Genomic DNA, 25301 nt, shown 5'->3' with positions numbered 1-25301 from the left:
AGAACAGTTGGAGATCGAGATGCTGCTCGTGGCCATGTTCAAGCTCTACGGCTATGATTTCAGGAACTATGCCTATGCCTCGATCCGTAGGAGAATATGGCATCGGGTGCATGCGGAACGGCTGACGACGATCACGTCGCTGACGGACCGGGTGATCCACGACCGTGGCTGCATGGAAAGGCTTCTGTCGGATCTCACGATTCATGTCACCGAGATGTTCCGCGATCCGGAAGTGTTCAAGTCGTTCCGCAAAAATGTCGTTCCGCTGCTCAAGACGTATCCGTTCATCCGGATCTGGCATGCCGGCTGCTCGACCGGCGAAGAAGTCTATTCGATGGCGATTCTGCTTCATGAAGAAGGGCTTTACGACCGCACGAGAATCTACGCCACGGATATGAGCTCGACCGTTCTCGATGTAGCGAGGCAGGGCGTATTCCCGATTGAGCGGATGCAGCAGTATACGCGCAATTACCAGGACGGCGGCGGCAAGGAGTCGTTCTCGGACTACTACACGGCCAAGTACGAATCGGTTATTTTCCAAAGCTTCCTGAAGAAAAATATCGTTTTTGCCCAGCACAATCTCGTCACGGACGGCTCCTTCAACGAATTTCATGTCATCCTGTGCCGCAATGTCATGATCTACTTCAACAAGGATCTCCAGAACCATGTGCATGGGCTGCTCTACGACAGTCTCAGCATGTTCGGCGTGCTGCTGCTGGGAACCAAGGAAAGCATCAACTTCACCCGGCATGCGGATCAGTTCGATGAGCTGGACCTGATCAACCGGATCTACCGCAAAGTCAAGTAAAGCCACAGACAAGGGAGGGGGGAAACCATGATCTCTTATGACGGGCCTATCAATATCCTGCTGGTCGATGACTACCCCGAAAATTTGCTGGCTATCGAAGCCGTCCTTGGCGATCTCAACTACAATCTCGTCAAATGCCTTTCCGGCGAGGAGGCGCTGCGGGCGCTTCTCAAGGATGATTTTGCCGTCATCGTCATGGATGTCCAGATGCCCGGGATGGATGGTTTCGAAACCGCTCGAATGATCAAATCCAGGGATAAGACCAAGGAGATACCGATCATTTTCGTGTCGGCGACGAGCAAGGAAGCCCAGCATATGTTCGCCGGCTACGCCGTCGGCGCGATCGATTATATGCTGAAGCCCTTCGTTCCCCAAATTTTCCGTTCCAAGATCGAAGGCTTTGTCCGGATGTACGTCGGCAACAAAACCTTGCAGCAGCAAGCCGTCCTGCTTCAGCAGCAGACGCAGGAGCTGGAGCGCATGAACAAGGAGCTGATGCGCACGGCCTACCAGCTGACCAAGTCGGAAGCCGTCAAAAGCGTCATCAGCTCGACTTCAATGGATACGATGATTACGTTTGACAAGAACGGAACCATTTTGACGGTGAATCCGTCGGTCTATCCGATGTTCGGGTACCGGGAAAAAGAAGTCGTCGGCAAGCAGGTCGATGAGCTTATCCCGGGAATATGCGTCAGGCAGCTGGATCTCATGGGCGAAGCCGCGATGGACGGAATCTCTTCCGGGCGCCTGATCGAAGTCATGCCGCGCCGCAAGGACGCCAGTGTCTTCCATGCCGAGATCAAGCTCGGCAGCACGCTGGTGGATGAGGAAGTCATCTTCGCCTGCACGGTCAGCGACATCAGCGAGCGCAAGAAGTCGGAGGAGGAAATTCTAGCGGCCAAGGAAGCAGCGGAGGTGGCCGACAGAGCCAAAACGGAGTTCCTGGCGATGGTGAGCCACGAGATTCGCACGCCTATGAACGGCATTCTCGGCATGACCAATCTTCTCATGGAGACGGAACTGAACGAGGAGCAGAAGGATTTTGCCGAGATCATCCTGAAGAGCGGCGACAGCCTGCTCAGCGTCATCAACGACATTCTGGACTACGCCAAGATCGAAGCCGGCAAGCTGGAACTCGAGATGGTTCCATTTGATCTGAAGAGCTGCGTGGACGAATCGCTGGATCTGTTCATCGCCAAGTCGCGCGAGAGCAATCTCGATATCCTCTGTTCAATATCCCCGGATTTGCCGGAGTATCTGTACGGGGACGTAACCAAGCTGCGCCAGATTCTGATGAACCTGATCAGCAATGCGATCAAATTCACGCATGAAGGGCATATTGATGTCGACGTTCGCCTTGCCGAGGATTCGCCCGACGATGCCGAGCGCCAGGAAGAGGGCATCGTTGTCCAGTTCAGAGTGAGCGATACCGGGGTAGGCATTCCGGAGGATAAGCTCCCCCTCCTGTTCCAGCCGTTCTCCCAGCTGGACTCCTCCATGACCCGCAAGTACGGAGGAACCGGACTAGGCTTAGCCATCTGCAAAAATCTGGTGGAGCTGATGGGCGGGACGATCGAAGCGTGCGCCAATGAGCCCAAAGGAGCCTGCTTCACCTTCACCGTCCGCCTCAAGCAGATGGAGGAATGTTATCCGGCTTTGGAGGGAGATCCAGCCGAAGACCACCCGCTGCCCGGCTCACGTCCATGGGAAGCCCCTCCTCATTCGGATTCCTTTTCCTTCTCCGCCATGCTGAGCGAGACCTATACCGAGACTACTGCGGCCAGCGAGACGAGCGCAGCCAGCCGCCTTGTCCTGAAGGCCAACGTCCTGCCATTCACGCTCGGCACTGGAGATCGCGGCGTGCCGGCGCCGAGCGAGCGTTCCCGGGTTCTCGTCGTCGAGGACAACGACGTGAACCAGAAGCTGATCCTCAAGCTGCTCGATCGTCTCGGCATCGAAGCGGATGTGGCGGAGAACGGGGAAGCGGCCGTGACGATGGCAAAAAACCGATTCTATGATATGATCTTCATGGATATGAAAATGCCGGTCATGGACGGACTTGAGGCGACAAGGCTCATCAACGGAGACGCGCGTGCCGGCAAGCAGCCGGTCATCGTGGCGATGACCGCCAACGTGCTGCCGGGAGACAGGCAGCGCTGTCTGGAAGCCGGGATGACCGATTATATCAGCAAGCCGATCCGGCTGGAGATGCTTGAAGCGATAATCGGCCGGTATCTGGATTATGACTGGACCATGGGCAGGCAGTCCACGCATTGATGTGGGCTGCTTTTTGCATGTCCGGGCCGGGAAGGCTTGCCAAGGAGACAACAGCGATTGGCGACCCGTTCCGACCGCAGGTCATCTATTTTTCACCACGCTTTTAGAACTGAAGCGGAAAGGGGCTTCGAGCCGTGCTGTCCAATCGTTATATCCGCTCTACCTACCTGACACCTCCGAGGGTGCTTGCGGGCGGATTTCTTTCTCTGATCGTGCTTGGCACGATTCTTCTCGCTACCCCTGCCGCTTCGGCTGACGGGGTGCGGATTCCTGTACTGGATGCTCTGTTCACGGCGACTTCGGCTACATGCGTGACGGGGCTCACCATTATGAACACAGGCACCGAATATTCCTTGTTCGGACAAATCGTGCTGCTCGTGCTGTTCCAGCTAGGAGGGACGGGCTTCATGACGGCCGCTACCTGGTTTGCCCTGGCGTTCGGCCGCAAAATATCGCTCCGTGACCGCCTCGTGCTCAAGGAGTCCCTCAATCAGACGGAAATGAGCGGAATCGTCCAGCTCGTTATAAGGATCTTTTTGTTCTCCGCCGCTATCGAAGGAATCGGAGCGCTGCTGTACACGCTCATCTGGATGGAGTCCATGCCGCTGTCCAAAGCGGCCTACTTCGGCGTATTCCATGCCGTATCCGTGTTCAACAATGCCGGCTTTGAAATTATCGGGGGCTGGAGCCAGTTCGTCAGCGATCCCGCCATCAATCTGATTACGATGACGCTTATCTTCTTCGGCAGCATCGGCTTCATTGTCATGGCGGATCTGATCCGATTTCCCGAGAAGCGCAAAATATCCCTGCACAGCAAGGTCGTGTTATGGGCTTCTGTCGTCCTCACATTGGGCGGCGCCATTCTTTTCTTCATCTTTGAATTTACGAATACAAGGAGCTTCGGTCATCTGGGGCTGAACGGCAAGATCTGGGCCAGCTTCTTCCAATCGTTCAGCTTGCGCTCGGCAGGAATCAACACGGTGCCGATCGAGGAGCTGCGTCAGGCGACCCAGCTTCTGATGATCATCCTCATGTTCATCGGAGCCGCGCCGGGCTCTACAGGGGGAGGGATCAAGCTGACCACCTTCGTCGTGCTGCTTGCCGGCATCCACGCGATCTTGCGCGGCCGCGAGGATGCGGTTATCTTCCGGTACCGGATTGCAGCCAAGGAGCTGTATCGGGCCATCACGGTCACGCTCATGGGGGTCATCATTATCGTCGCCTCCACGATGATCCTGACGACCGTAGAGGATTCTTCCTTCCTCGTTCTTCTCTTCGAGGCCGTGTCGGCGTTCGGCACTGTCGGGTTCAGCCTCGGAGCTACCTTGGACCTGACCGCTGTCGGCAAGGGAGTGATCATCTTCCTGATGTTTGCCGGCAGGCTCGGGCTGCTTACCTTGGCGTTCGCGGTCCGCTCCAAATCCAAAAAAGAACCGTTCCGATATCCGGAAGGCCGGATCATTATCGGCTGAGAGTCGAAGCCCCGCTTGCGGGGTTTTTTTTCAATCATTGCCATCCCTTCAACTGATTCCGGGAACGGTCGGGCAGGGTAAAGATAGGGTAGTCAGGTCAAGATGCAGCTAGTCAGGAGTGGGATCAGGATGGGGAACGAGGAGGAGCGCTCAGAAGCGGCAGGCGAGGGCTGGACGTGGCATCAGAGCGATGACAGCGGGCAAGCTGTGCAGATGTGGCGGCAGGACGAGGCTGTGCGGAAATGGATAGACAGGAGCAAGGATCGGGATGTGAACCATCTTGCGGCGGTTTCCTTTCAAGGGAAACGCAATGCGGTGTTCGGGACGCTCGTCGTTGGAAAAGCGGATGACGATCAGGGAAGCAATTGCACGATGCATTTCTACTTGGGGCATCGCAATCTGTATACGATCGGCTTTCAAGAAGAGGATATTATCGACGGCTGCGAAGGAGCGGCTCATTTTTTTGCAGAAATCGAGCAGTCGGAGACGGCTCTGGACGGATTCATCAAGCTGCTCGCCGGCATCATGGAGCCGTTCTTCGACGGGATGGACAAGTTCGAGCAGAAGCTGCGCGAGATGGAGGAGAATATCCGTGACCGCAATGGCGGATACATGTTCCACCGCATTCTGGAGCTCCGATACAGCCTGCTCCACTGGACCGGACTGACGAGGCCGGTCCGCGAAATCCGGTTCGCTCTTGAAGAGGCGTTTCCCGAGGAGATGAAGGAAAGCCTCATCCACCAGGCGTTCAACTCGCGTCTGGAGAGAATGATCATGCTGCAGGAAGAGTACCGGCAGGAGGTGGAGTCGCTGCTTCTGCTCGAGGACAATATCTCGAACTACCGCGGCAACGAAATCATGAAGACGCTCACCGTGTTCACGATTCTTTGCACGCCCATGATGGCGATCGGCGCGATCTGGGGGATGAATTTCGAGCAGATGCCGGAGCTGAAGTGGAAGCTCGGATACGTATTCGGGCTTGCCGTCATTCTGGCGGCGACGGTCGGCGTATATTTCTGGATGCGGACGAAAGGCTGGATGGGGGACCTTCTCCGGGAGGACAACCGCCGGGAGCGGCTGTGAAGGCATTCGGCTGCAAATGTTTGCGGGGAGGCTTGGGCACGCTGTTTAACAGATGCCTGAGCCGTGTAATAGCTAGTACGGCAGCGCTGGAATGCACTGACCGAATCTACCTCGAACGAGGTCTTAACAGGCGGTGTTGATGATGACCATCAAATATCGTAATACTTGCTCCGACATCGAGATTCTGGTCAAGCATGAAGAGTCGGACTCTGTTGCTCCGTACCGAGTCAATATTCAGAGCTCCAAAAATCCGCTCAGCTTCGGCAACAATCTGGCCAGCTCCACTTCGGAAGAAGAAGCGGTCAAGATTGCGGATCAGCTGTGCAGCTTCTACTCCATTGCGAGGAAGAGCGGTTATTATCTCAAAGGCAAGTCGTTCACGAAAGCGGATTGTCCGGAAATTCCCGTGACGGAAGTGCTGGATGACGATCTGACGGAGCAGCAGTTCAGCGAACTGCTCCAAAGCCAGTCCGTATAAGTCCATTCCTTTTCATACAGCAGCGGGCGTCCCTCCGGGGACGCTTTTTTGATTTCTCGAAAGGTTGGAATAATTAAACAATAATAGGGGAGTATACGAAAGGAAGGAATACAAGACCGAAAGGATGACAGCATCGATGAGATCAACATGGACAGCGGCCGCCTTGCTGCTTGCCGCCCTTGCCCTGCCAGCCGCCGCTTACGCCGCGCCGCAGGCATCTCCGGCAGTTCCGCAGGCATCTCCGCATGCATCGCAGGATATGGGCGCTCCGGATCGCTACAACCATCAAGGAGATCTGCGGAATCCGAAAGGCCATCCGCATCATGACCGATATCGTGAAGCCCGGAAGCTCGCCATGCTGAAGGAAGCCGCCGCTTATTTCGGCATCAAGGCCGACGGCAAGACGGAGGATCAGCTTCGCCAGGAAGTTCATGCCGCCAAGGAAAAGCAGCCGGAGAAATGGATGGCCTTCAAAGCGAGCATGAAAGAAAAGCGCTTCGCGAGAATGAAGGAATTCGCCGCCAAGCAAGGCATCAAAGTCGAGGGCAAGTCCGAGGAGCAGCTTCGCGACGAGCTGAAAAGCCTGCATGAGCAGGGCAAGCTGAAGTCTCCTGCGCCGAAGGATCCGGCTCATCAGACGGACGGTACACAGCCCTCTTGATGAAAGAGGGGCGATGGAAGCAGCATCAGATCCCTTCGCTGGTGCGATAAAAATCCTTCCGCTGGTGCGATAAAAATCCTTCCGATATGGAAGGATTTTTTTATTTCCATTTTAAAGAAAAAGTGATATCATAATTATATCAAGTTGATATGGAGTGTGATGGGGATGAAGGAACATCAGGCTTGGCATGCGAACGGTTTCCTGGCGACGCTGGCTGCTATCGCAGCGCTTGCGGCAGCAATCTGGTGCTTTGTGTCGGGCAATGCCGAGGATGGATCGACGGGCATGAATGTGCTGGGCGTCGTCTTGCTGCTGCTGGCGCTCGTGGCGTTCAGCTCGCTTACGGTCGTTCAGCCGAATCAGGCGAAGATCATCACGTTTTTCGGACGTTACAAAGGAACGGTGTCGGATAGCGGGCTGTGGATCGTCGTTCCGTTCACGGTCAAATCCAGGATGTCGCTCAAAGTCAGGAACTTCAACAGCCAGAAGCTCAAGGTTAACGATGCATCCGGCAACCCGGTCGAGATCGCCGCGGTGGTCGTGTTCAAGGTGACGGATACGGCCAGAGCGGCATTCGACGTCGACGATTACGAGACGTTCGTGGAAATCCAGAGCGAGACGGCGATCCGCCATATCGCGGCGCAATATCCGTATGACACGTACGAGGACAACTCCGTCATCTCGCTCCGGGGCAATGCGGACGAAATCTCCAGCAGGCTGCTCTCCGAGCTGCAGGACCGCCTCAGCGTTGCCGGCGTGGAGGTGCTGGAAACCCGTCTCTCCCACCTCGCTTACGCAGCCGAGATTGCCGGGGCGATGCTTCAGCGCCAGCAGGCGGAAGCCATCGTAGCAGCCCGGCAAAAAATCGTAGATGGTGCTGTCGGCATGGTGGAGTCGGCCCTGCAGCAGCTGAAGCACCACGGAATCGTACTGGATGACGAACGGCGTGCGGCGATGATCAACAATCTTATGGTTGCCATCGTCTCCGAACGGGGAACGACGCCGGTCATCAACACCGGTACGCTCTACAATTAAGGCCGCCTAATGGCCAAAGAACGCAAGGCGTTTCCGCTGCGCCTGGACCTGGAGCTGTACCAGGCCGTGGAGAAATGGGCCGGCGACGAATTCCGCAGCGTAAACGCTCATATCGAATATCTGCTTCGCGAATCGCTGAAGAAGAACGGCAGGCTCAAGGGCCTCCCTCCGCAAGCTGCGGAGGATCAACCGAAGTCCGCTCCTTCCGGGGACGATGAGGCCGCGGAAGACGGATCGAGCTAGCAGCAAGCCCTATGAAGGACATGAAGACGAAATAACCTCGCGGTCGAGACCGCGAGGTTATTTGTTTTTGCGATGGAATCAGCCTTTGATCGCGCCTTCGGTCATTCCTTTTTCAATGTACTTCTGAATGAAGAGGTACACGATCAGAACGGGAATGACGGTGAGCACGACTGCGGCAGCCATGAGGCCGAAGTCGGTGCCGTACTGGGAGCTGATCTGGGCGAGCAGCGCCACGATCGGCCTCACCGACTCCTTGTTGACGAAGATGATGGCGGAGAACAGGTCATTGTAGGACCACAGGAAGACGAAGATGCTCGTCGAAGCGAAGACCGGCCTTCCTACGGGCAGGAAGATTTTCGTGAACATGTTGAACCGGTTGCAGCCGTCGATGAAGGCGGCTTCCTCGAGCTCCTTCGGGATCGTAGCCAGATACCCTGCGATGACGAGGATGGCGAAGGACAGATTTCCTGCCGTCTGAGGCAGGATGAGGCCGAAGTAGGTGTTGACCACCTTCCACTTGATCAGCAGCTCGTATACGGGCACGACGGTAGCGAAGGTCGGAATGAGCAGCGTCGCGACCAGCAGCGAGTTGATGAGATTGCGTCCGCGGAACTTGAAGCGGGCTAGAATATAGGCCGCGAGCCCGGCGACAATCAAGACGAGCAGGACGACGGAGACGGACATGATCAAGCTGTTGGCATACGCCCGGCCGATGCTGATGCTCTCGAAAGCGTTCGTGTAATTCAGCTTATCCGGAGGAATCGCCAGCTTGAACGAATTGTCCATGACCTCGTCGGACGACTTGAACGAATTGTTGATGATCCAGATGAGCGGATAGATCGTCGTGAGCGCCCATAGGGAAAGACAGAGATAAACGAAGGCCATCCCGAACGGGAATCGCTTGCCGTCGCGGCCTCTCGTTACAGGTACGGTATTGGCAGGATTGACTTGCTGCATTCACTTTCCACCCCATTGCAACTTAATATGTGACTTCTTCTCTTTTGAGGAGACGGTTCGTGATCAAGGACAGGATGACCCCGAAAATGACGATGTAGATCGCAATAGTGGAACCGTAACCGAAGTTCTGGTCCACGAGGGCCTTCTTGTACATGTACGTGCCGAGCAGTTCCGTCCCGTTCCCGCCGCGGGTCAAAATAAAGACGAAGTCGAAAATTTTGAGCGTGCCGGTGATGGCAAGGATCATGACGACCTTGATGTCGCTCAAAATAAGCGGGATGGTCAGCATGGTTGTTTTTTTGATGCCGCCGATTCCTTCCAGCTTGGCTGCTTCATAGAAATCGGAAGGAATTTTGGACATGGCGGTAAGGAAGAGCACGAAGTAAAAGCCGACGTAATGCCATACGGTCGGAACCGCGACAGCTTTCAAGGAGCCCGTCTCGCTCATCCACAGGATCGGCTCGAGGCCCAGCTTGGCAATGATGCCGTTGAGCAGGCCGAACTGGTAGTTGTAGATCAGCACGAACAGCAGGGATATTGCGGCTCCGGAAATGACGATCGGGAAGAAGAACACGGTGCGGAAAAACTGCTTGCCTTTGGAGATGCTGTCGACCATGACGGCCAGTACAAGGGCGATCCCGACCTGGAAGAGCAGGACGTAGAGCATGATTTCCAGCGTATGCAAGGTAGCGGCGCCGAGCAGGTTATCGGAGAACAGGCGCTCGTAATTGTCCAGGCCGACGAATTTCTTGTTGAAGAAGCCGTTCGTACGGTAGAAGCTGAGGTAGAAGCTCTTCAGGAACGGATAGTACACAAAGGTGCCGAGCAGCAGGAAAGCCGGCAGCAGGAAAGCCAAAATATAGTTCTTATCGCCCTTCATCAAATCACCTTTTTGCGGTTTATCGTCGAGCCTCATTCTTTTAAAGAAACTCGCCGCCCTTCAAGCAAGCGGGCGGCGAGTCGGGTTGGCTATCGCCTGGATATGGACGCCTTACTTCTTGTTCGCGACTTCGATCTTCTGCGCGGCTTCCAGGGCTGCTTTCGCCGTATCTTTGCCGGACACGATGCCTTGGACATGCTGGCGGATCGTCGTGAACGTTTCCTGAGCGACTTGGGAGTCGATCGGAGCGTTGATGGATGGAGCTTCGCTGGCCATTTTGAAGCCGTCCAGCGCGAGTTGCGGCAGGCCTTCCACTTGCACGTTGGCAGCGGCTGGAGTTCCGGAGTTGGCTTGCGCGATCGCTTTGATCGTGTCAGGCGAAGTCAGGTACTTGAGCAGTTGGACAGCTGCATCCTTCTTGTCCGCGTTGTCGTACGTGCTCTTCGACAGGTAGAAGCCGGAGCCGAAGCCGCCGATGATGGATTTGCCGTCGCCTTTGCCGCCTGGAATAGCTGGGAAAGGAAGAACGGTCGATGCTGCTTTGACTTCGTCGGAGAAGCCGCCCTGGGCCCACGAGCCTTCGATGACCATGGCTGCCTTGCCTTGGGAGTAATACTTGGCAGCCATGTTCAGGTCGATCGTCGCGGCGTCTTTAGGGAAGGCGCCCAGCTTGCCGATCTCGTTCAGCTTGGAGAGACCGAGCTCCCAATCCGGATTGATGGCGTCCAGGATGCCGGAGTTGTGGCCTGGACCGCCGGCGGCTCCGAGGACGAAGTGCTCGATCAGATAGTGGGATTGATCGTATGGAGCGGCGAGCGGGATGACCTTGTTCTCGTTCAGCGTTTTGATTGCCGTCGTGAACTTATCCCAGTCGGTAGGAAGCTCCAGATTGTATTTCTTGAAGATGTCCTTGTTGACATACAGGCCTTCGTAGTAGCCCGTCAGCGGAGCGGCATAGATGTTGCCGTCCGGCTGCTTGACGGCGTCGAGAGCCGCAGGGTTGAAGCCCGCTTTCCAGTCCGCGTCCTCGTCGAGCAGGGCGTTCAGCGGCACGACTTTGCCGGCATCGACGAAGCCTTTGGCGTCGGCGCCTACGAAGTAGAAGAGCAGGTCCGGCTCGTTGCCGCTGGACATGTCGGTGTTGACCTTCGTGCGGAAGCTGTCGTCGTTCGCGGACATCGCGTCGTTCGTGATTTTGATGTTAGGGAATTTGGCGGAGAAATCGTCAAGCGCTTTCTGGAAAGCAGGCTTGGCTGCGTCCGTTCCGGCGAAGGTGGAGAATACGCGGAGCGTGACGTCTTTGGCTTCCGGAGCCTTGGACGGTTCCGGGCTCGGCGCGGCGCTCGCAGCCGGGCTTGGTGCCGGACTTGCGTCTCCGCCGGTATTCCCGGAGTTGTTGTTGCCGCCGCATGCGGACAGGAGCAGCACAGTCGCCACGGAAAGGGCGCATAGAGCTTGGGACTTCTTCTTCATAGACGATGATCCCCCTTAGTTTAGCTAAGTCTTATCGTACAGATCGTTGATCTGCTTAAGTAAAGTCTAGAAGGTTTCCACCAGCCCGCCAAGGCAAGATTGGTTCTAAAGGAGGGGGATATTCCTACGGGCATGGGGGATTATTTTATGGCCAATAGGGGAAAATCATCTTTTTATTTCCAGATGCTGCAGAGGAAGGGAAGATGGGATGAAATCAATGGGCCGCAAGTCGCGTTGCCGATTGAAGCGCGGCGGCGATTGCGCTCTGGAGTTTCTGGGATTATGGGGGTTCAGGAGTTCTGGAGTCTCTATTGCTCCGGAGCTCGGATCTCGGGGCGCATTCCCGCATAGCAAGCATGCGGAGTGCCTGGTTCGGCTCGGATATGGAGATTGAATTCTATTCTTTCATTAAGGCGGATTTGATTGGCACAAGCCGCATCGAGCGGCCCCCCGCCCGGTAAAGTCCTGCACATGCATGAATCTACTGAATTATAGGCCTTCTGCGGGTTTGCTTCCGACAAAAACTCGGCCAAGCTGAAACCCGTCCGCATAATTGGCCAAGACCCCTCATAGACATGTTATCAGCTTAGGAAAACCAATGTGCAGAGGGGATGATTACATGCGTCGCATCACATGGATCGCGGCTTTGATTGCCTGCATTACGCTGGTGCTGGCCGGATGCGGCAGCAAGGACGCCGGCTCGGTGGTGAAGGAGCTGGGCAAGCTGCAGGACAAGACTGAGACTTACCAAGGAACGGGGACGATGACGCTCCATACCGCCACGCAGCCGCTGGAGTACAAGGTGGACGTGAAGTTCCAGAAGCCCAACTATTACCGGATCGCGCTTACCAACGAGAAGAAAGACCTGACGCAGATCGTGCTTCGCAACGACGAGGGCGTGTTCGTCCTGACCCCGAGCTTGAACAAGGTATTCCGCTTCCAAAGCAACTGGCCGGAAGACCAAGGTCAAGTCTATCTGTATCAGACGCTGGTGAAGAGCATCCTGCTCGACAACTCGCGCCAGTTCGCCTCCGAAAAGGACAGCTATGTGTTCGATGTGATGGCTAATTATCAGAATGCTTCCCTGGCCCGGCAGAAAATCTGGCTGAATAAATCGGACTATGCGCCGAAGCAGGTCGAAGTAAGCGATTCGAATGCTTCCGTGCTGGTCGACGTGAAGTTCGATTCCTTCAAATTCAATGAAAAGCTGGATAAAAGCGTGTTCGATACGAAGACGAATCTCCAATCCTCTCCTGCGGCGGGCTCGCAGCCAACGACTGCCGTTCCGGAGTCGGATGCGACGGACGGCAAGGCTGCCGACCCGGCCGGCAAAGACGGGGATGCAGGCAAAGGCGGAGCGGTATCTGCAGGCGATGATCAGCAAGGCGCCGGCTCGGCGGATCCATCCGGAGCGCAGGATGAGGACGGGCAGCAGGATGCCGCAGCCGATCCGACGAGCTTCGTGCCGATGGAGCCCTCCTATCTGGGCGGCGACGGCATCGCGCTGAAGGATTCCAGCGAGATCGTATTCGGCGGAGAGCCTGGATACATCCAGCGTTACACGGGCACCTACAATTACACGCTGATCGAAACCCAGCCGGAAGATACGGCGGTGGCCATGGGCACCGGACGGATGGTGGACCTCGGCTATACGTGGGCCCAGCTTAACGAAGGCGACCAGACGACGCTCACCTGGACCTACGGAGGCAAGGAATTCCGCTTGACTAGCGGCGATCTTCCGCAGGACCAAATGATTGCGGTAGCACAGTCTGTAGTGGATGAAATGGGCAAATAAATCAAAGTGCAAGAGGCGTTCGCGGGCATTAGGCGGCGCCTCTTTTTCCTACCTGCCGATGCTGGATTGGCAACAGGTGCCAGTGCCGAATCGGCCCCGTTTCATTGACAGTCCGGGGGTCAGCGTATAACATTAGAGGCACTGGGTTCAAAAGAAAAGGACTGAAATACGATGGATGAAGCGGCATTTTATCGGCCGACCGCAGCTCATATTTCCCTGGATGCCCTGGCTCACAATATCGCAGCCTTCCGCTCCACGCTGCCGGCACGCATGAAGATGATGGCATCCGTCAAGGCGAATGCCTATGGACACGGCCTCATCCAGGTCGCCCGCGAAGCCGAGGCTCGCGGAATCGACTATCTGGGTGTGGCTTTTCTTGACGAAGCTCTCTCGATCCGCAGAGCGGGCATTGCCGCGCCGATTCTCGTGCTGGGATACGTTCCGCCGGAGGGACTGCCGGCGGCGCGCCGGCATGATGTATCGATCGCCCTGTTCCGGGAGGATGTGCTAGAGGCGGCGGCATCGCTGCCCGAGGATGAAGGGCGCAGGCTTAAGGTTCATATCAAAGTGGATACCGGAATGGGCAGGCTCGGGACGCTCGCCGACGGCAGCGGAGCGGCCGAACGGTTCATCGAGAAGGCGCTCGCGATCCCGCAGCTCCAGGTCGACGGCGTGTTCACCCACTTCGCCAAAGCGGATGAGGCAGACAAGAGCTACACGCTGCTGCAATACGAGCGGTTTGCCCAGATCATGCATTACGTGCGCAGCCGCAGCCTTCCGATTCCGATCCTGCACAGCGCGAATACGGCGGCAGGCATGGATACTCCGGAGCTGGGCGGCGACATGCTCCGTCTCGGCATCGGCATGTACGGCCTCTATCCTTCGGATGAAGTGGACATCGAAAGTGTCGGCCTGCGGCCGGTCATGTCCCTGAAGACCGAAGTCGTGCACGTGAAGACGGTGCCCCCTGGCTGGGGAGTGAGCTACGGCACCCGCTTCGTTGCCGCGACGGATACCCGCATCGGCACGCTGCCGGTCGGGTATGCCGACGGCTTCAGCCGGATGCTCACCGGCAAGGCGGAAGTGCTGCTGCGAGGGCGCAGAGTACCGGTCGTCGGCACGATCTGCATGGATCAGTGCATGATTGCGCTTGCAGCCGCAGACCAGGCGGATTGTTCGGCGGTGCGCCCGGGCGAGGAAGTCGTGCTCATCGGTTCCCAAGGGAAGGAGACGATCTCGGCCGAAGAAGTGGCCGGCATGCTCGGCACGATCAATTACGAGCTTACATGCATGCTGGCTGCGCGCGTGCCGCGCATCTATACGCGCGGCGGTGCAGTCGTCGAAGTGTCGAATCCGCTTCTCGGCGGAGGGATGTGAGGCTTCTTGTCATTTTTTGAAGAAGTCAAGCAGGAATCGCGTCGCTATGCGGCGAATAGCCTTTTAACGACTATTGAAGGATCTTGCCGTTCTAACGAAAAGTGCCCTTTCATAGGTATGGTTGAGTATAGCTCGATACCAACGGAGACATAATGGTAATAGGCTTTGACAAGTTTTGGAGGTGCGAGTTGGTGGCCAATCTGCAGAATACCAAACGAATCATGATCAGTATCCCGGACCAGCTCCTTGAAGAAGTGGACGGAATCGTGGCCAAAGAGAACTCCAACCGCAGCGAGTTCATCCGGCAGGCGATGAAACTTTACCTGGTGGAGCGCAAAAAACGTCAGATCCGTGAATTGATGCAGCGCGGTTATCTGGAAATGGCTAAGATCAACTTGAACATGGCCTCGGAAGCTTTCCACGCGGAGGAAGACGCAGACCGTGCGCTGGGCCGCCTCGTCAGCGGGGTGTAGCTCTTGATCGTCAAACGCGGCGACGTATTCTTTGCAGACTTATCTCCCGTCGTAGGCTCCGAGCAAGGCGGCGTGCGCCCGGTGCTTGTCCTTCAGAACGATATCGGCAACCGCTTCAGCCCGACGGTCATCGTAGCGGCCATTACGGCCCAGATCCAGAAGGCGAAGCTTCCTACCCATGTTGAGATCGATGCCAAGGCTCATGGCTTCGATCGCGATTCGGTCATCCTGCTCGAGCAGATCCGCACGATCGACAAGCAGCGTCTGACAGACAAGATCACGCATCTCGACGACGAGATGATGAGACATGTCGACGACGCGCTGCAGATCAGCGTTGGTCTGATCGACTTCTAAGCCGGCAGGAATCGGTTCCGCCATTTTCTGCCTGGCGACTGTGTCTGATGAGGCAAATATGGAAAAAAATGCTGGACAGGTATTTATTCTGTTGATACTATAGACTCAAACATAACCGTATACGATGCATGGCATCGTTTTGCTCGCGAAGAACGCAAGCAGTTGAACCGGATCACCGGTTCCTGCTTGCGTTTTTTGTTTTTCCTGGGCAGAGAAGGGAGCGACATGTTCAAAAGAAATCAGAAATCCACCGCTTTTCTGGCAGCTGCGCTATCAGCCGTACTTGTATACGGTCTTTATCAAGTCCAATCCAAGATGCTGGAGAGGCAGCAGTCGGTGCAGATCGTCGCTCCCAAGCGCTTCATTGCGGCCGGGGAGAGGATATCGGCGGAAGATCTCCGTTACATGGCGATTCCGGAGATGGCGTTCAATTCCGACATGATGACGGATATGGGTTTGGCGGCAGGCAAGGAGGCCGTCGTTCCGCTTGGGGAAGGAGAGCCGCTTCGAAGCTGGAAGATGGATGGATACCGGCTGATGCCGGCCAAGAACGAATCCACCTTCCAGCTGCCCCGAAGCTATGTGCTTTCGGTATCCAACGGCATCCGCGCCGGCGATCGGGTGCAGCTGTATGTCTCGGGAGCGGCTGAGCTGTCGGAAAGGCTGTTCCCGGAACCCGTCATCGTCGCTTCGGTGAAGACTGGAGGAAACCAGGAGATCGACGACATGGACAATCCCAATCTGCTGTCGCTTGCCGCTGGCGACCGCGAGAAGATGTATGCTTCCCGCCGGGATGCGAACGGAAGGATCGAGGACATCAACCTGAATCTGACGGAAGAGCAGTGGCTCCGGATCGATTCGCTTTGCAAGTCGGGAGAGAGCAAGCTCGTCGTGGCCTATAGCCCAGACTCGCTCAACGCTGTGGCGGCTGCCGCCGCGGGAGGCAGGCCATGACGGCACCGCTGATCGCCTTTATCGGGACGACGCCCAACATCGGGACGACGGCGGCGGCGTATGCGGCGGCCTGCCGAATCGCGGAGCAGACCGGCGGAGAGGTCGGCTTCCTATGCCTGAACTTGAAGAGCGCCAAGATTCATCGTTACCTTGGGAGCGATGCTCCTGCGCATACTCTGGATGCGATCCGTCCCGAGCTGAAATCCCGCTCCCTGACACCGCGGATGCTGAGGCGAGCTTGCTGGCCATCCCCGGATGAGCCTGGCGTACATGCTCTCTTTGGCAATCTGCTCAGGGACCAGGCCGAATATTTCACGCCGGAGGAAGCAGAGCATTTGCTGGAGACAGCTGCCCTGACCTTCTCGGCGGTCGTGGCGGATGCCGGCTGCTACTGGGACAATGCCGCGACAATCAGCGCGGCTCGGCGCGCCGATTCCCGGGTATTGTGCACGACCGGAGCGCTCTCGCATTTCCAGGAGGATTGCAGCCGCTGGATTCGCCAGGTGTCCCCTTTGTTCGGAGTCGATCCAAGCCGATATGAGCTGCTTCCCATACACTCTCCATGGAGAACAGGAGGATACAAGATGAAGGAAATCGGAAAAGAGACAGGATTGCCGCTGATCGGAAGTTTCCAAACGAACGAAGCCTTTTATGATTCCCTTGACCATGGCCGATACGGGCATTGGCTCAAGAAGGATGCTGCCGGTACCCAGGTCATGAGCGGTCCAGCAGAGACGCTTGTGAATCGGCATGGCCTGAGGCAGCGGCCGGCTGTGGAATCGCAGCCTTGGTATCGCCGGCTGCGCGCTCATCGGGGAGAGCTGGGAGTATGAGCGGAGAGAAGAGATTTTCCCCCTCCGCCTATTCCGCGAAGCTCAAAAACGAGGACGCGAACGAAAGCTTGCCGAAGCAAGCCGGAACTGTTCCGGTCGTCCGGATGATGATGAAAGACGTCGGTGAAGCTGACGAGGATCAGGCTCGGAAGCCATCCGACTTTGCCAAAGCGGCCGATGACATGAGGGCATATCTAGCTTCGCCGCGCGGCTTGACGGAGGAAGAGCGGCGAGAATACGGCGAGAAGCTGAATCGGGCCGTTCTCGGTTATTCGGGAGAGCGCAAGGAGATTCTGGCTCTCATCACGGACAGGCTGTTGAGGCTTCGCATTCACGAGCTGCCCGGAACGGCTGGCGGGTACCCTTCCTTGGCGGAGGCGCTGTTCGCAGAAGTCATCGGGCTGGGGGCGCTGGAGCTTGTCCTTAAGGAGCGGACCGGCTTGGAAGAAATCCAGGTCGTAGGAACAAGAATTTATGTGATGCGGGAAGGCCAGGTCTCGCGATCTCCGTGTCGCTTCCAGTCATTGAAGGAGGTGGAGCGGATCCAGCAAAATCTTGTTCTCTACAATAATGACCGCATCAATCCCCGCAAAAGATGGGCCGAAGTCATGATGCGGGACGGCACCCGCGTTACGATGACGGGATTCGGATTCACGTCCCAGCCAACGCTTACGCTTCGTTTTTACGCTTCAAGGGCTTTTCGCCTGGAAGAGCTGATCTCTCCCGAGTGCGGCACGATGAACGCCGCCATGGCAACCATGCTTAGAGCCGCGCTTGAGTGCCGGTACAATCTGGTCATTATCGGACCGACGGGATCAGGCAAAACCCATCTGCTTAAGGCTCTCATCGCGGAACTGCCCGACGACGAGCGTCTCGTCACGCTGGAAAGCCGGCTGGAGATGATGCTGAGCCGCGATTTTCCAAATAAGAACGCGGTGGAATACGAAATGGACGAGGATGATCCCCTCCACCGTTCCGGACAAGCATTCAAGCTGGCGCTCAGACAATCCCCCGATAGGATCATCCATGCCGAGATTCGGGATGACGATGCGAACATCTACGTAAGGGCCTGCACCCGGGGGCACTCGGGCAGCATGACGACCGTTCATGCGAACCGTCTTGAAGATATACCGGATACGATCTGCGACATGTGCATGCTTGATGGAAGAGCCATGAATCCGGAACGATTGTCCAAGCGGATTGCAGGTTATGTGACCCAGATCGGCATCCAGATGCAAGTCTTGGACGGCAAGCGAAGAATCGTAAGAATAGGCCGGATACGCTGGGATCGTGGACAAGCAAGCGTGCTCGACTGGGCCGTGTATGAACGCGGATCAGGCAGTTGGCATATGGCAGCTTCTCCTGATCCGGATGATTGCAGGCGCTTTGCCGAAGCAGGCTATTCGATGTCTTCTGCCGGTTTTGATGTCTCCGAGGCTGAAGCTGGCGAATATAGGACGGAGATTCCGATGAAGGCGTTGCAGCTGTGACCGGAGGGGTCCTTGCCGCCGCGGCCTCCCTGCTTCTCGGACTATGCCTCTTCATCCTGGTGATGACGATGCTTCGTCACGGGGAGAGGGCCTATTATTCGGCTGCCAGACTTCACTACCGCCGCGACCGCAGCTTCAAGGCAAGGCTTGCTTCCTTGTTGGCCAAGCAGGAGCGTATGTACAGTCATCTCTCTCTCTTGCTTGAATCGGTGCAGTCTAGAATCAAACCCGAAGGCTTTTTGCTTTTATCCTTCTTTCTTTTGTCTGCAGGATCAACGGGAGGGGCGCTGCTGTTTTTAAGCATCAAAGGAAGTCTGCTTTCCGGAGCCATGGGAGGGCTGATCCCTTACGTTTTCCTTAGAAGCCTGCTGCTGCATCGCCAGATGCAGGCGAGAATGGACTTCCTTCCGGCGGTGGAACTCTTTTACCAATGTTATATGATTACGGGCGAACGGCAGATCCGCAGGGCATTGCAGCGGGTTGTCGAGGAACAGCGGCTTCTTGGACCGATGCAGCCCGTTTTCGAGCAGCTGTACCGCAACCTGTCCGTCCGAGGGGATGACGAAGCCAGCCTTCGGATCTTCGCTTCGTCGCTCGGTCATATGTGGGGCGATTATCTGGTCGAAATTCTCCGAATCGCCCTCATTGAAGGCAATCCAGTATCCGAAAATCTGCGGGAACTGGTGGGAGACATGCGCAAGTCGAGGCGGATTGCAGAACAGGAACGCCATAAGCTTCTGGAGATTCGAATCGCGAACTTTACGCCGATCCTTTTTCTTGCCATCTTCATGGGAATCAATATCCGGTACAACGCAGACAATTCCTACCGGTATTATCTGCAGGACGCCGCAGGCAGGGACATGCTTCTGAATGCGCTGCTGCTTATATTCATGTCTTTCTTGATGGGGCTTTGGCTCTCACGCAAAAAAATGTAAAGGACACAGGTGTTTATGATCATGATGGAAGGCTGGGCCACTGCCATATTCTATGCATCTGCTTTGGGACAGTTCGTGCTTATCGCGGTTTCGATCATTTTCTTAGGGAGGTTGCTTCCGGCGAGGCGCAAGCGCTGGCTCCATCTTCCCGAACGTCCTTGGAAGCATGTTCGGGTGACGGATGAACGGCTTGCATTTTGGAAGCTTTCTAAGGACAGCCTCGATTATAAATCAAGGGCGGCGCTGCTGGCCGGATGCGGTCTGGAATACGATCCGGGGCTTTATCTGCTTGTACGGAGGATATCAATGCTGGCTTGCATGCTCGCGGTGACGGGATTTGGAGCCTGGATGGCACTAGGAGCGGCGCGACCCGTTCAAGCAGCAATCATGGCTGTATCCGCGGCGGTATTTGTCTGCGCCTATGCCGACAAATCCATTCTCGGTGCCTGGAAGAAAGCCCGATCGAGGCGTGTCATCCAGGAAGTGCATGCCATCAGCGTACAGCTGCTGTATCTGCAAGGCTCCAGCCTGCATATTCACGCCAAACTCATGAGATGCGTGCTCTATACACGATCCATTCGGAGCGACCTTCAGCGGCTGCTCGGCGAATGGTATCACGATGCCGAAGGATCCATCCGCCAGTTCAAGCAACGGATCGGGACGGAGGAGGGAATGAGCTTCGCCGAGACGATCGAATCGCTGCGGGTGCATGATCATGAGGCTTATTACGTCCTCTTAAGGGAGCGTATCCGCGATTATAAGGACAAGCTGGAGCTTTTGAAGGAAAGCCGCAAGGAGTCGAGCTCATACATGTTGTTCGTTCTCGCGGGTATTCCGATTCTGTATACCTTTCAGGTCTTTATCTATCCATGGGTGAGGGAGAGCCAAGTTCTATTCAATTCGCTCAATTAGCGCAACCACTCTGAGCTGAACAAGTACCTGATTCAGCTCATCAGACTCGACAGCTCATCCAACTCTACAGCTCATCCAACTCGACAGCTATAGCAACTCGACAGCTCATCCGACTGGACAGCTAAAGCAACTCACTAGATCGACTCCCGCTTGACTCCATTGATCCATGATCCGGTTTATGGCAAATGCTATTCAAGGAGGTGAGATGATGCGCAATATTTTAGTCACGGTCATGATGCTGGTTGTCGTCATGCTGCTGTTCAACTCCATTATCGCGGATAACGGCACCGGTACGCGGGTACAGATTCAGAATCACGGAACGGCTGCGAACGGCCAAATCAGCAGTCTGTTGCCCTAAAATACTAAGTGTCCAATCGATTGGCTGAAAGCAAGGGGGATCCATGAAGGAACTGCTCGTATCCATGCTTTTATTGGTAACGGTCATCGCCATTTATCTATCCGTCGTGGACGGAGCGGAAGGGTCCCAAGGCCGATTAGCCTCGATGGGCAGCCGGATGGCGGAAGAAATCCGGAGCACCGATCCATGAAGCAGATTCTGGTGTTCGTCCTGTTTGCCGGAATGCTGTGCTGGATGATGTTTTCGCCGCTTTACAAGCATGTCTTCATCGTCAGAGAAGCTCTCCTGCAGAAAGAAGTGGATTTCCTTCTCGAGACGGGGGCGAGCGGCAGCCGCGGCTATATCGACGATGCCATGGTCGAAGCCTCCCGCAGCAGGCTGGAGCAGGCTGGAATGAGGCGGGATCAGATCCGGTATCGCATATCGGCTTCGGATGGAGGCGACGCCACTTCTTCGGCCAGACCTTTGCTGAGAGGAACGGGGCTGCTTCTTACGATCAGCTATCCCTACGAAAGGCTGTTCCAGATCGACAGCCTAATAGGGGTTGCTGTGCCTGATCCGGAGGAGAGGATGTCCGCATCGGGCATTAAAATGAGCGAATACGTGCCATAATGCCTGAACCTAATCATACAAGGGGAAAAACATGTCCAAACTGCTGCTTATCATGCTCATGCTGACCGTCTGGGCTTCCGCCCATGCGCTGCAGATCGACGAGGAAAGATCGATCCGCACCTTGTTCGAGAGCAAGCATTCCGTCAGCAGAGCCGTCCATGCGGCCGCCCAGCAGCTGAACAAGGAGGATTTGGCCGAAGGCCGGTTCACGATCAATGAAGAGGCGGCGTACGAAACGGCAATGGAGTACTTACAGCTCAATCTGCTGCTGGATGCTTCGGGCCAGCCGCTTCCCGGCTCCAGGCTGCGCCAGCTCGTCGTGCTGGAAGACTGGGCGGTCATCAACGCCGGCCAGCCGTTTCCTTTCACGTACCGCAATTCCCGATACAATTACGAAGTGACGCTCGATCGGCCCGGCGTCGTCATGATCATAGCCGTCTCTTACCCGCGGTTGTTTTCCATGATGGAGCCGATTGTCTGGCATGTGAAAGGAACGGCTGAGCTGACCGGGCCGATGAATGCCGTCTATTCGAGCGTTAGCCCCTAATCAGGAACCGCAGCGGATGGTTGATGCCGGACAGGAAAATTCCGTGTCAAGGCTATTGATTTCCTTTCCTCCAGCTCGGCTTATTCTCTTAATCTACCAGCTCTTGAACACATCAGTTTGCACTTACCCCGCTACTTCTAGTAAACTTTTTAAAAGAGCTGTCCGCGAGCCCTTCATTTCTGTATATTTCAATGGGCCGCGGCAAAGAGCAGGGGGGCGAGTGACAATGCTGAAGCTCGGAGACAAGGTCGTTATCATCGCTGATCAATATGAGCAGAATCTTCCTGTCGGGGAGTATGGATATATTATTGCTTATGACCGCAATGCGGATAATGTATTTGATTATGTCGTCCGCATACCTGCGGAAAACCGCAATTTTCTCGTTCCGGGAGATGACGTGGAGCTGGAGGAGATCCTCCTTCGTCTGGAGGCTGACCGCGTGGAGCGGGAGGCTCTGATCGATTATGCCTTGGCGACCCGCAACGAAGAGCTGTTCAACCGGATCATGAACGGCGAAGAAGCCGAAGAGCCTGCCGAAGATCCCGGATCCAAAGAGCTGCAGAGCCGCGACGACTTTATCCGGCAAGTCAATCTCAAGGCCTGGATTTAAGAAGGCGCGGACTTTAGTTGATACAGGAGGATGATGAGGATGGAAATCATTTTTCACGGCCAATCTTGCATTCAAATTACGGCGGATAACGGGAAGTCCCTGCTGGTCGATCCATTCATAAGCGGCAATCCGCTGTCCAAGAGCAATCCGTCCGATATCCGCACGGATTACGTTCTCCTTACTCATGCGCATCAGGATCATATTCTGGACGCCGCAGACATTTCCAAGGCCAACGGAGCTCCGATCGTCGCTATTCCCGAACTGGCTGCCTATATGTCCTGGCAAGGAGCCGAGACGATCGACATGAACATGGGTGGAACGGTCGACCTCGGATTCGCCAAGGCGACGATGATACCGGCCTTCCACAGTTCGGGCATCGTGCTCGATGACGAGCAGAGAATCGTATACGGCGGCATGCCGGCCGGATTTGTCATTGAGGTGGACGGCAAGCGGATTCTGCATGCCGGCGATACTTGCCTGTTCTCTGACATGGCTCTGATCGGCAAGCGCAGCAAGCCGGATATCGCCTTCATCCCGATCGGAGGCCATTACACGATGGGGCCTGAGGATGCCTTGCAGGCGGCCGAATGGTATGGAGCGGAGCATGTCGTGCCGATCCACTACGATACGTTTCCGCCGATCCGTCAGGATGCCGGCGCTTTCGTCGAGAGCCTGAGAGGGCTCGGCCTGAAGGGCCAGGTCGTCGAGCCGGGCTCCAAGGTCGATCTCTCTGCCTGGAAGTGATATTCCGGCACAGCAAGCAAGTAGCGCAGAAGGCGCCGCCAACTTGGCGGACGCCTTCTTTTTTTGCATATGCAGCTCATTGAGAATGTTGTCGAACTCAAGGTATAATACAAGGAATGACGAACAGGCAAGGGGGAACAGCGCGATGAATATAACGATTCGGGATGTGGAGCATGTGGCGGGACTGGCCCGGCTGGAGTTCACGGAATCGGAGAAGGAGCAATTTGCCCAGCAGCTCAGCGCCATACTCGCTTATGCAGATAAGCTCGGAGAGCTGGATACGACGGATGTGGAGCCTACGAGTCATGTATTGCCGGTGACGAACGTCATGCGGAAAGATCAGGTACGCGAATCGGTGTCCAACGAGACCGCTCTGCTGAACGCGCCGGATGAAGAGGACGGGCAGTTCAAAGTGCCTGCCGTGCTGGAATAGGATCCCTAGCTGAAAGGAGGAACAACGCTTGGCTTTATTTGACAAGAGACTTCAGGATGTACATAACGAGCTCGCTGCCGGCAAGCTTTCGGCTGCTGAACTGACGGATGCTTCCTTCAAGCGCATCGCGGAGACGGACGGCAAGATAGGGGCTTTCCTGACGCTGAACGAGGAATCCGCGCGTGCCAGGGCTGCAGGGCTGGACCGCGACGCAGGAGCGGAGAAGGGGCTGCTGCACGCGCTTCCCGCAGGCATCAAGGACAATATTGTCACGAAGGGGCTTCGCACGACTTGCGCCAGCCAGTTCCTGAGCAATTACGATCCGATCTACGACTCGACCGCGGCTTCCAGGCTGCGCGATGCCGGAGCGGTTACGATCGGCAAGCTCAACATGGATGAATTCGCGATGGGCGGTTCCAATGAGAACTCCAGCTTCCACCCCGTCCGCAATCCTTGGAATACGGACTATGTCCCTGGAGGATCCAGCGGCGGCTCGGCTGCCTCGGTTGCAGCCGGCCAAGTGTATTTCGCTCTAGGATCCGACACCGGCGGCTCCATCCGCCAGCCAGCATCCTATTGCGGTGTCGTCGGCTTGAAGCCGACCTACGGCCTCGTATCCCGCTTCGGTCTGGTCGCATTCGCTTCCTCGCTGGACGCGATCGGGCCGCTGACCAAAAACGTCGAGGATTCCGCCTATGTGCTGCAAGCCATTGCGGGACATGACGGCATGGATTCGACATCGGCGAACGTTTCCATTCCGGATTACGTCAGCGCTTTGACAGGAGATGTCAAAGGGCTTCGCATCGGCGTTCCGAAGGAATATATGGGTCAAGGCATCGACCCTAAAGTCAAGGAATCCGTCCTGGCCGCGCTCAAAGTGTACGAGAGCCTCGGAGCGACATGGGAAGAAGTATCGCTGCCCCATACGGAGTATGCGGTCGCGACCTACTACCTGCTCGCTTCCTCTGAAGCTTCCTCCAACCTGGCCCGGTTCGACGGAGTCCGGTTCGGCGTGCGCGCCGACAATCCGGACAATCTCATCGAATTGTACCGCAAGTCCCGCAGCCAAGGCTTCGGCGACGAGGTGAAACGCCGCATCATGCTCGGCACGTATGCGCTCAGCTCCGGCTACTACGACGCTTACTATCTGAAGGCGCAAAAGGTCCGCACCTTGATCAAGCGCGACTTCGACCAGGCATTCGAGAACTTCGACCTGCTGCTCGGACCGACGGCTCCGACGCCTGCATTCCGCATCGGCGAGCAGATCGGCGACCCGCTGACGATGTATCTCAACGACATCGTCACCATCCCGGTCAGCCTGGCCGGCGTGCCGGCCATCAGCGTGCCATGCGGCTTCGCGGACGGCCTTCCTGTCGGCTTGCAGCTGATCGGCAAGGCGTTCGATGAAGCGACTGTGCTGCGCGCAGCCCATGCATTCGAGCAGCATACCGACCACCACAAGGCGCGCCCGCAGCTGTAAGCGCCCGTATCTTGCAAGCAGGAGGAA

At 56.3% G+C, this 25301-nt stretch carries 28 protein-coding genes; 25 read left to right on the top strand and 3 right to left on the bottom strand.

Translation table 11 applies throughout. The features are described from left to right. Window positions 1-19 precede the first annotated feature (19 nt). The 8 genes from ACLBWT_RS19520 to ACLBWT_RS19485 all read left to right on the top strand — a co-directional run bounded on the left by ACLBWT_RS19520 (window position 20) and on the right by ACLBWT_RS19485 (window position 8057). Window positions 20-808 carry a CheR family methyltransferase gene (locus ACLBWT_RS19520; RefSeq protein WP_083436370.1) on the top strand — a complete coding sequence of 263 codons (789 nt, stop codon included), beginning with the start codon at window positions 20-22 and terminating at the stop codon, window positions 806-808. A gap of 27 nt (window positions 809-835) precedes the next feature. Beyond that, window positions 836-3085, top strand: coding sequence for a response regulator (locus ACLBWT_RS19515; protein WP_447664792.1), 2250 nt, complete (start codon window positions 836-838; stop codon window positions 3083-3085). 134 nt (window positions 3086-3219) lie between these two features. Continuing rightward, window positions 3220-4557, top strand: a complete 1338-nt coding sequence (locus ACLBWT_RS19510; RefSeq protein WP_447664791.1) for a TrkH family potassium uptake protein — start codon at window positions 3220-3222, stop codon at window positions 4555-4557. Window positions 4558-4686: 129 nt separating this feature from the next. Continuing rightward, window positions 4687-5640: a magnesium transporter CorA family protein gene (locus ACLBWT_RS19505; RefSeq protein WP_447664790.1), complete on the top strand. Its 954-nt coding sequence runs from the start codon at window positions 4687-4689 to the stop codon at window positions 5638-5640. A 139-nt stretch (window positions 5641-5779) separates the two neighbouring features. After that, a complete protein-coding gene (locus ACLBWT_RS19500) occupies window positions 5780-6118 on the top strand; it encodes a hypothetical protein (protein WP_447664789.1) in 339 nt (112 codons plus the stop codon). 136 nt (window positions 6119-6254) lie between these two features. Then, entirely contained in the window at window positions 6255-6779 is a 525-nt protein-coding gene (locus tag ACLBWT_RS19495) for a hypothetical protein (protein ID WP_447664788.1), read from the top strand. A 165-nt stretch (window positions 6780-6944) separates the two neighbouring features. Next, a complete protein-coding gene (locus ACLBWT_RS19490; protein ID WP_447664787.1) occupies window positions 6945-7814 on the top strand; it encodes an SPFH domain-containing protein in 870 nt (289 codons plus the stop codon). A 9-nt stretch (window positions 7815-7823) separates the two neighbouring features. Then, window positions 7824-8057 carry an Arc family DNA-binding protein gene (locus tag ACLBWT_RS19485; RefSeq protein WP_447664786.1) on the top strand — a complete coding sequence of 78 codons (234 nt, stop codon included), beginning with the start codon at window positions 7824-7826 and terminating at the stop codon, window positions 8055-8057. Window positions 8058-8135: 78 nt separating this feature from the next. Here the strand turns inward: ACLBWT_RS19485 and ACLBWT_RS19480 are convergent, their stop codons facing one another. The 3 genes from ACLBWT_RS19480 to ACLBWT_RS19470 form a co-directional block, all read right to left on the bottom strand. Then, on the bottom strand, window positions 8136-9014 hold the full coding sequence (locus ACLBWT_RS19480) for a carbohydrate ABC transporter permease (protein WP_447664785.1): 879 nt from the start codon (window positions 9012-9014) through the stop codon (window positions 8136-8138). A 22-nt stretch (window positions 9015-9036) separates the two neighbouring features. After that, window positions 9037-9894 carry a carbohydrate ABC transporter permease gene (locus ACLBWT_RS19475; RefSeq protein WP_447664784.1) on the bottom strand — a complete coding sequence of 286 codons (858 nt, stop codon included), beginning with the start codon at window positions 9892-9894 and terminating at the stop codon, window positions 9037-9039. 111 nt (window positions 9895-10005) lie between these two features. Further along, window positions 10006-11367 (bottom strand): ABC transporter substrate-binding protein, encoded by a 1362-nt coding sequence (locus tag ACLBWT_RS19470; protein ID WP_447664783.1) that lies wholly within the window; start codon window positions 11365-11367, stop codon window positions 10006-10008. Window positions 11368-11986: 619 nt separating this feature from the next. Here ACLBWT_RS19470 and ACLBWT_RS19465 point away from each other — a divergent pair. The 17 genes from ACLBWT_RS19465 to gatA all read left to right on the top strand — a co-directional run bounded on the left by ACLBWT_RS19465 (window position 11987) and on the right by gatA (window position 25274). Then, window positions 11987-13162 carry a LolA family protein gene (locus tag ACLBWT_RS19465; protein WP_447664782.1) on the top strand — a complete coding sequence of 392 codons (1176 nt, stop codon included), beginning with the start codon at window positions 11987-11989 and terminating at the stop codon, window positions 13160-13162. Window positions 13163-13333: 171 nt separating this feature from the next. Further along, window positions 13334-14539, top strand: coding sequence for an alanine racemase (gene alr / locus ACLBWT_RS19460; RefSeq protein ID WP_447664781.1), 1206 nt, complete (start codon window positions 13334-13336; stop codon window positions 14537-14539). A gap of 191 nt (window positions 14540-14730) precedes the next feature. Next, entirely contained in the window at window positions 14731-15012 is a 282-nt protein-coding gene (locus tag ACLBWT_RS19455) for a CopG family ribbon-helix-helix protein (RefSeq protein WP_048745833.1), read from the top strand. A gap of 3 nt (window positions 15013-15015) precedes the next feature. Next, entirely contained in the window at window positions 15016-15366 is a 351-nt protein-coding gene (locus tag ACLBWT_RS19450; protein WP_021877237.1) for a type II toxin-antitoxin system PemK/MazF family toxin, read from the top strand. Window positions 15367-15591: 225 nt separating this feature from the next. Beyond that, window positions 15592-16320, top strand: a complete 729-nt coding sequence (locus ACLBWT_RS19445) for an SAF domain-containing protein (protein ID WP_447664780.1) — start codon at window positions 15592-15594, stop codon at window positions 16318-16320. After that, complete coding sequence (locus ACLBWT_RS19440; RefSeq protein ID WP_447664779.1) at window positions 16317-17153, top strand: hypothetical protein; 837 nt, start codon at window positions 16317-16319, stop codon at window positions 17151-17153. Before ACLBWT_RS19445 ends, ACLBWT_RS19440 begins: the two co-directional genes overlap by 4 nt. Then, window positions 17150-18643: an ATPase, T2SS/T4P/T4SS family gene (locus ACLBWT_RS19435; protein ID WP_447664778.1), complete on the top strand. Its 1494-nt coding sequence runs from the start codon at window positions 17150-17152 to the stop codon at window positions 18641-18643. The genes ACLBWT_RS19440 and ACLBWT_RS19435 overlap by 4 nt, the downstream gene beginning before the upstream one ends. Next, on the top strand, window positions 18640-19578 hold the full coding sequence (locus ACLBWT_RS19430) for a type II secretion system F family protein (protein ID WP_447664777.1): 939 nt from the start codon (window positions 18640-18642) through the stop codon (window positions 19576-19578). The genes ACLBWT_RS19435 and ACLBWT_RS19430 overlap by 4 nt, the downstream gene beginning before the upstream one ends. A 306-nt stretch (window positions 19579-19884) precedes the next feature. Further along, window positions 19885-20490, top strand: a complete 606-nt coding sequence (locus ACLBWT_RS19425) for a hypothetical protein (protein WP_447664776.1) — start codon at window positions 19885-19887, stop codon at window positions 20488-20490. Between the two features lie 208 nt (window positions 20491-20698). Next, window positions 20699-20848, top strand: a complete 150-nt coding sequence (locus ACLBWT_RS19420; RefSeq protein WP_021877242.1) for a hypothetical protein — start codon at window positions 20699-20701, stop codon at window positions 20846-20848. A gap of 43 nt (window positions 20849-20891) precedes the next feature. Next, window positions 20892-21038, top strand: a complete 147-nt coding sequence (locus ACLBWT_RS19415) for a hypothetical protein (protein ID WP_447664775.1) — start codon at window positions 20892-20894, stop codon at window positions 21036-21038. Further along, window positions 21035-21460 (top strand): hypothetical protein, encoded by a 426-nt coding sequence (locus ACLBWT_RS19410; protein WP_447664774.1) that lies wholly within the window; start codon window positions 21035-21037, stop codon window positions 21458-21460. The genes ACLBWT_RS19415 and ACLBWT_RS19410 overlap by 4 nt, the downstream gene beginning before the upstream one ends. 31 nt (window positions 21461-21491) lie before the next feature. Beyond that, window positions 21492-22007 (top strand): hypothetical protein, encoded by a 516-nt coding sequence (locus ACLBWT_RS19405; RefSeq protein WP_447664773.1) that lies wholly within the window; start codon window positions 21492-21494, stop codon window positions 22005-22007. 226 nt (window positions 22008-22233) lie between these two features. Continuing rightward, complete coding sequence (locus tag ACLBWT_RS19400; RefSeq protein ID WP_447664772.1) at window positions 22234-22617, top strand: ATPase; 384 nt, start codon at window positions 22234-22236, stop codon at window positions 22615-22617. 39 nt (window positions 22618-22656) lie between these two features. Next, a complete protein-coding gene (locus ACLBWT_RS19395; protein WP_447664771.1) occupies window positions 22657-23361 on the top strand; it encodes a metal-dependent hydrolase in 705 nt (234 codons plus the stop codon). 145 nt (window positions 23362-23506) lie between these two features. Continuing rightward, window positions 23507-23794, top strand: a complete 288-nt coding sequence (gatC, locus tag ACLBWT_RS19390; protein ID WP_447664770.1) for an Asp-tRNA(Asn)/Glu-tRNA(Gln) amidotransferase subunit GatC — start codon at window positions 23507-23509, stop codon at window positions 23792-23794. Window positions 23795-23822: 28 nt separating this feature from the next. Further along, complete coding sequence (gene gatA, locus ACLBWT_RS19385; RefSeq protein ID WP_447664769.1) at window positions 23823-25274, top strand: Asp-tRNA(Asn)/Glu-tRNA(Gln) amidotransferase subunit GatA; 1452 nt, start codon at window positions 23823-23825, stop codon at window positions 25272-25274. The last annotated feature ends 27 nt before the right edge of the window (window positions 25275-25301 follow it).

The organism is Paenibacillus sp. D51F, from assembly GCF_053345695.1.
Note: the sequence above shows the minus strand (reverse complement) of the source record. Positions and strands in the feature narration are given on the sequence as shown.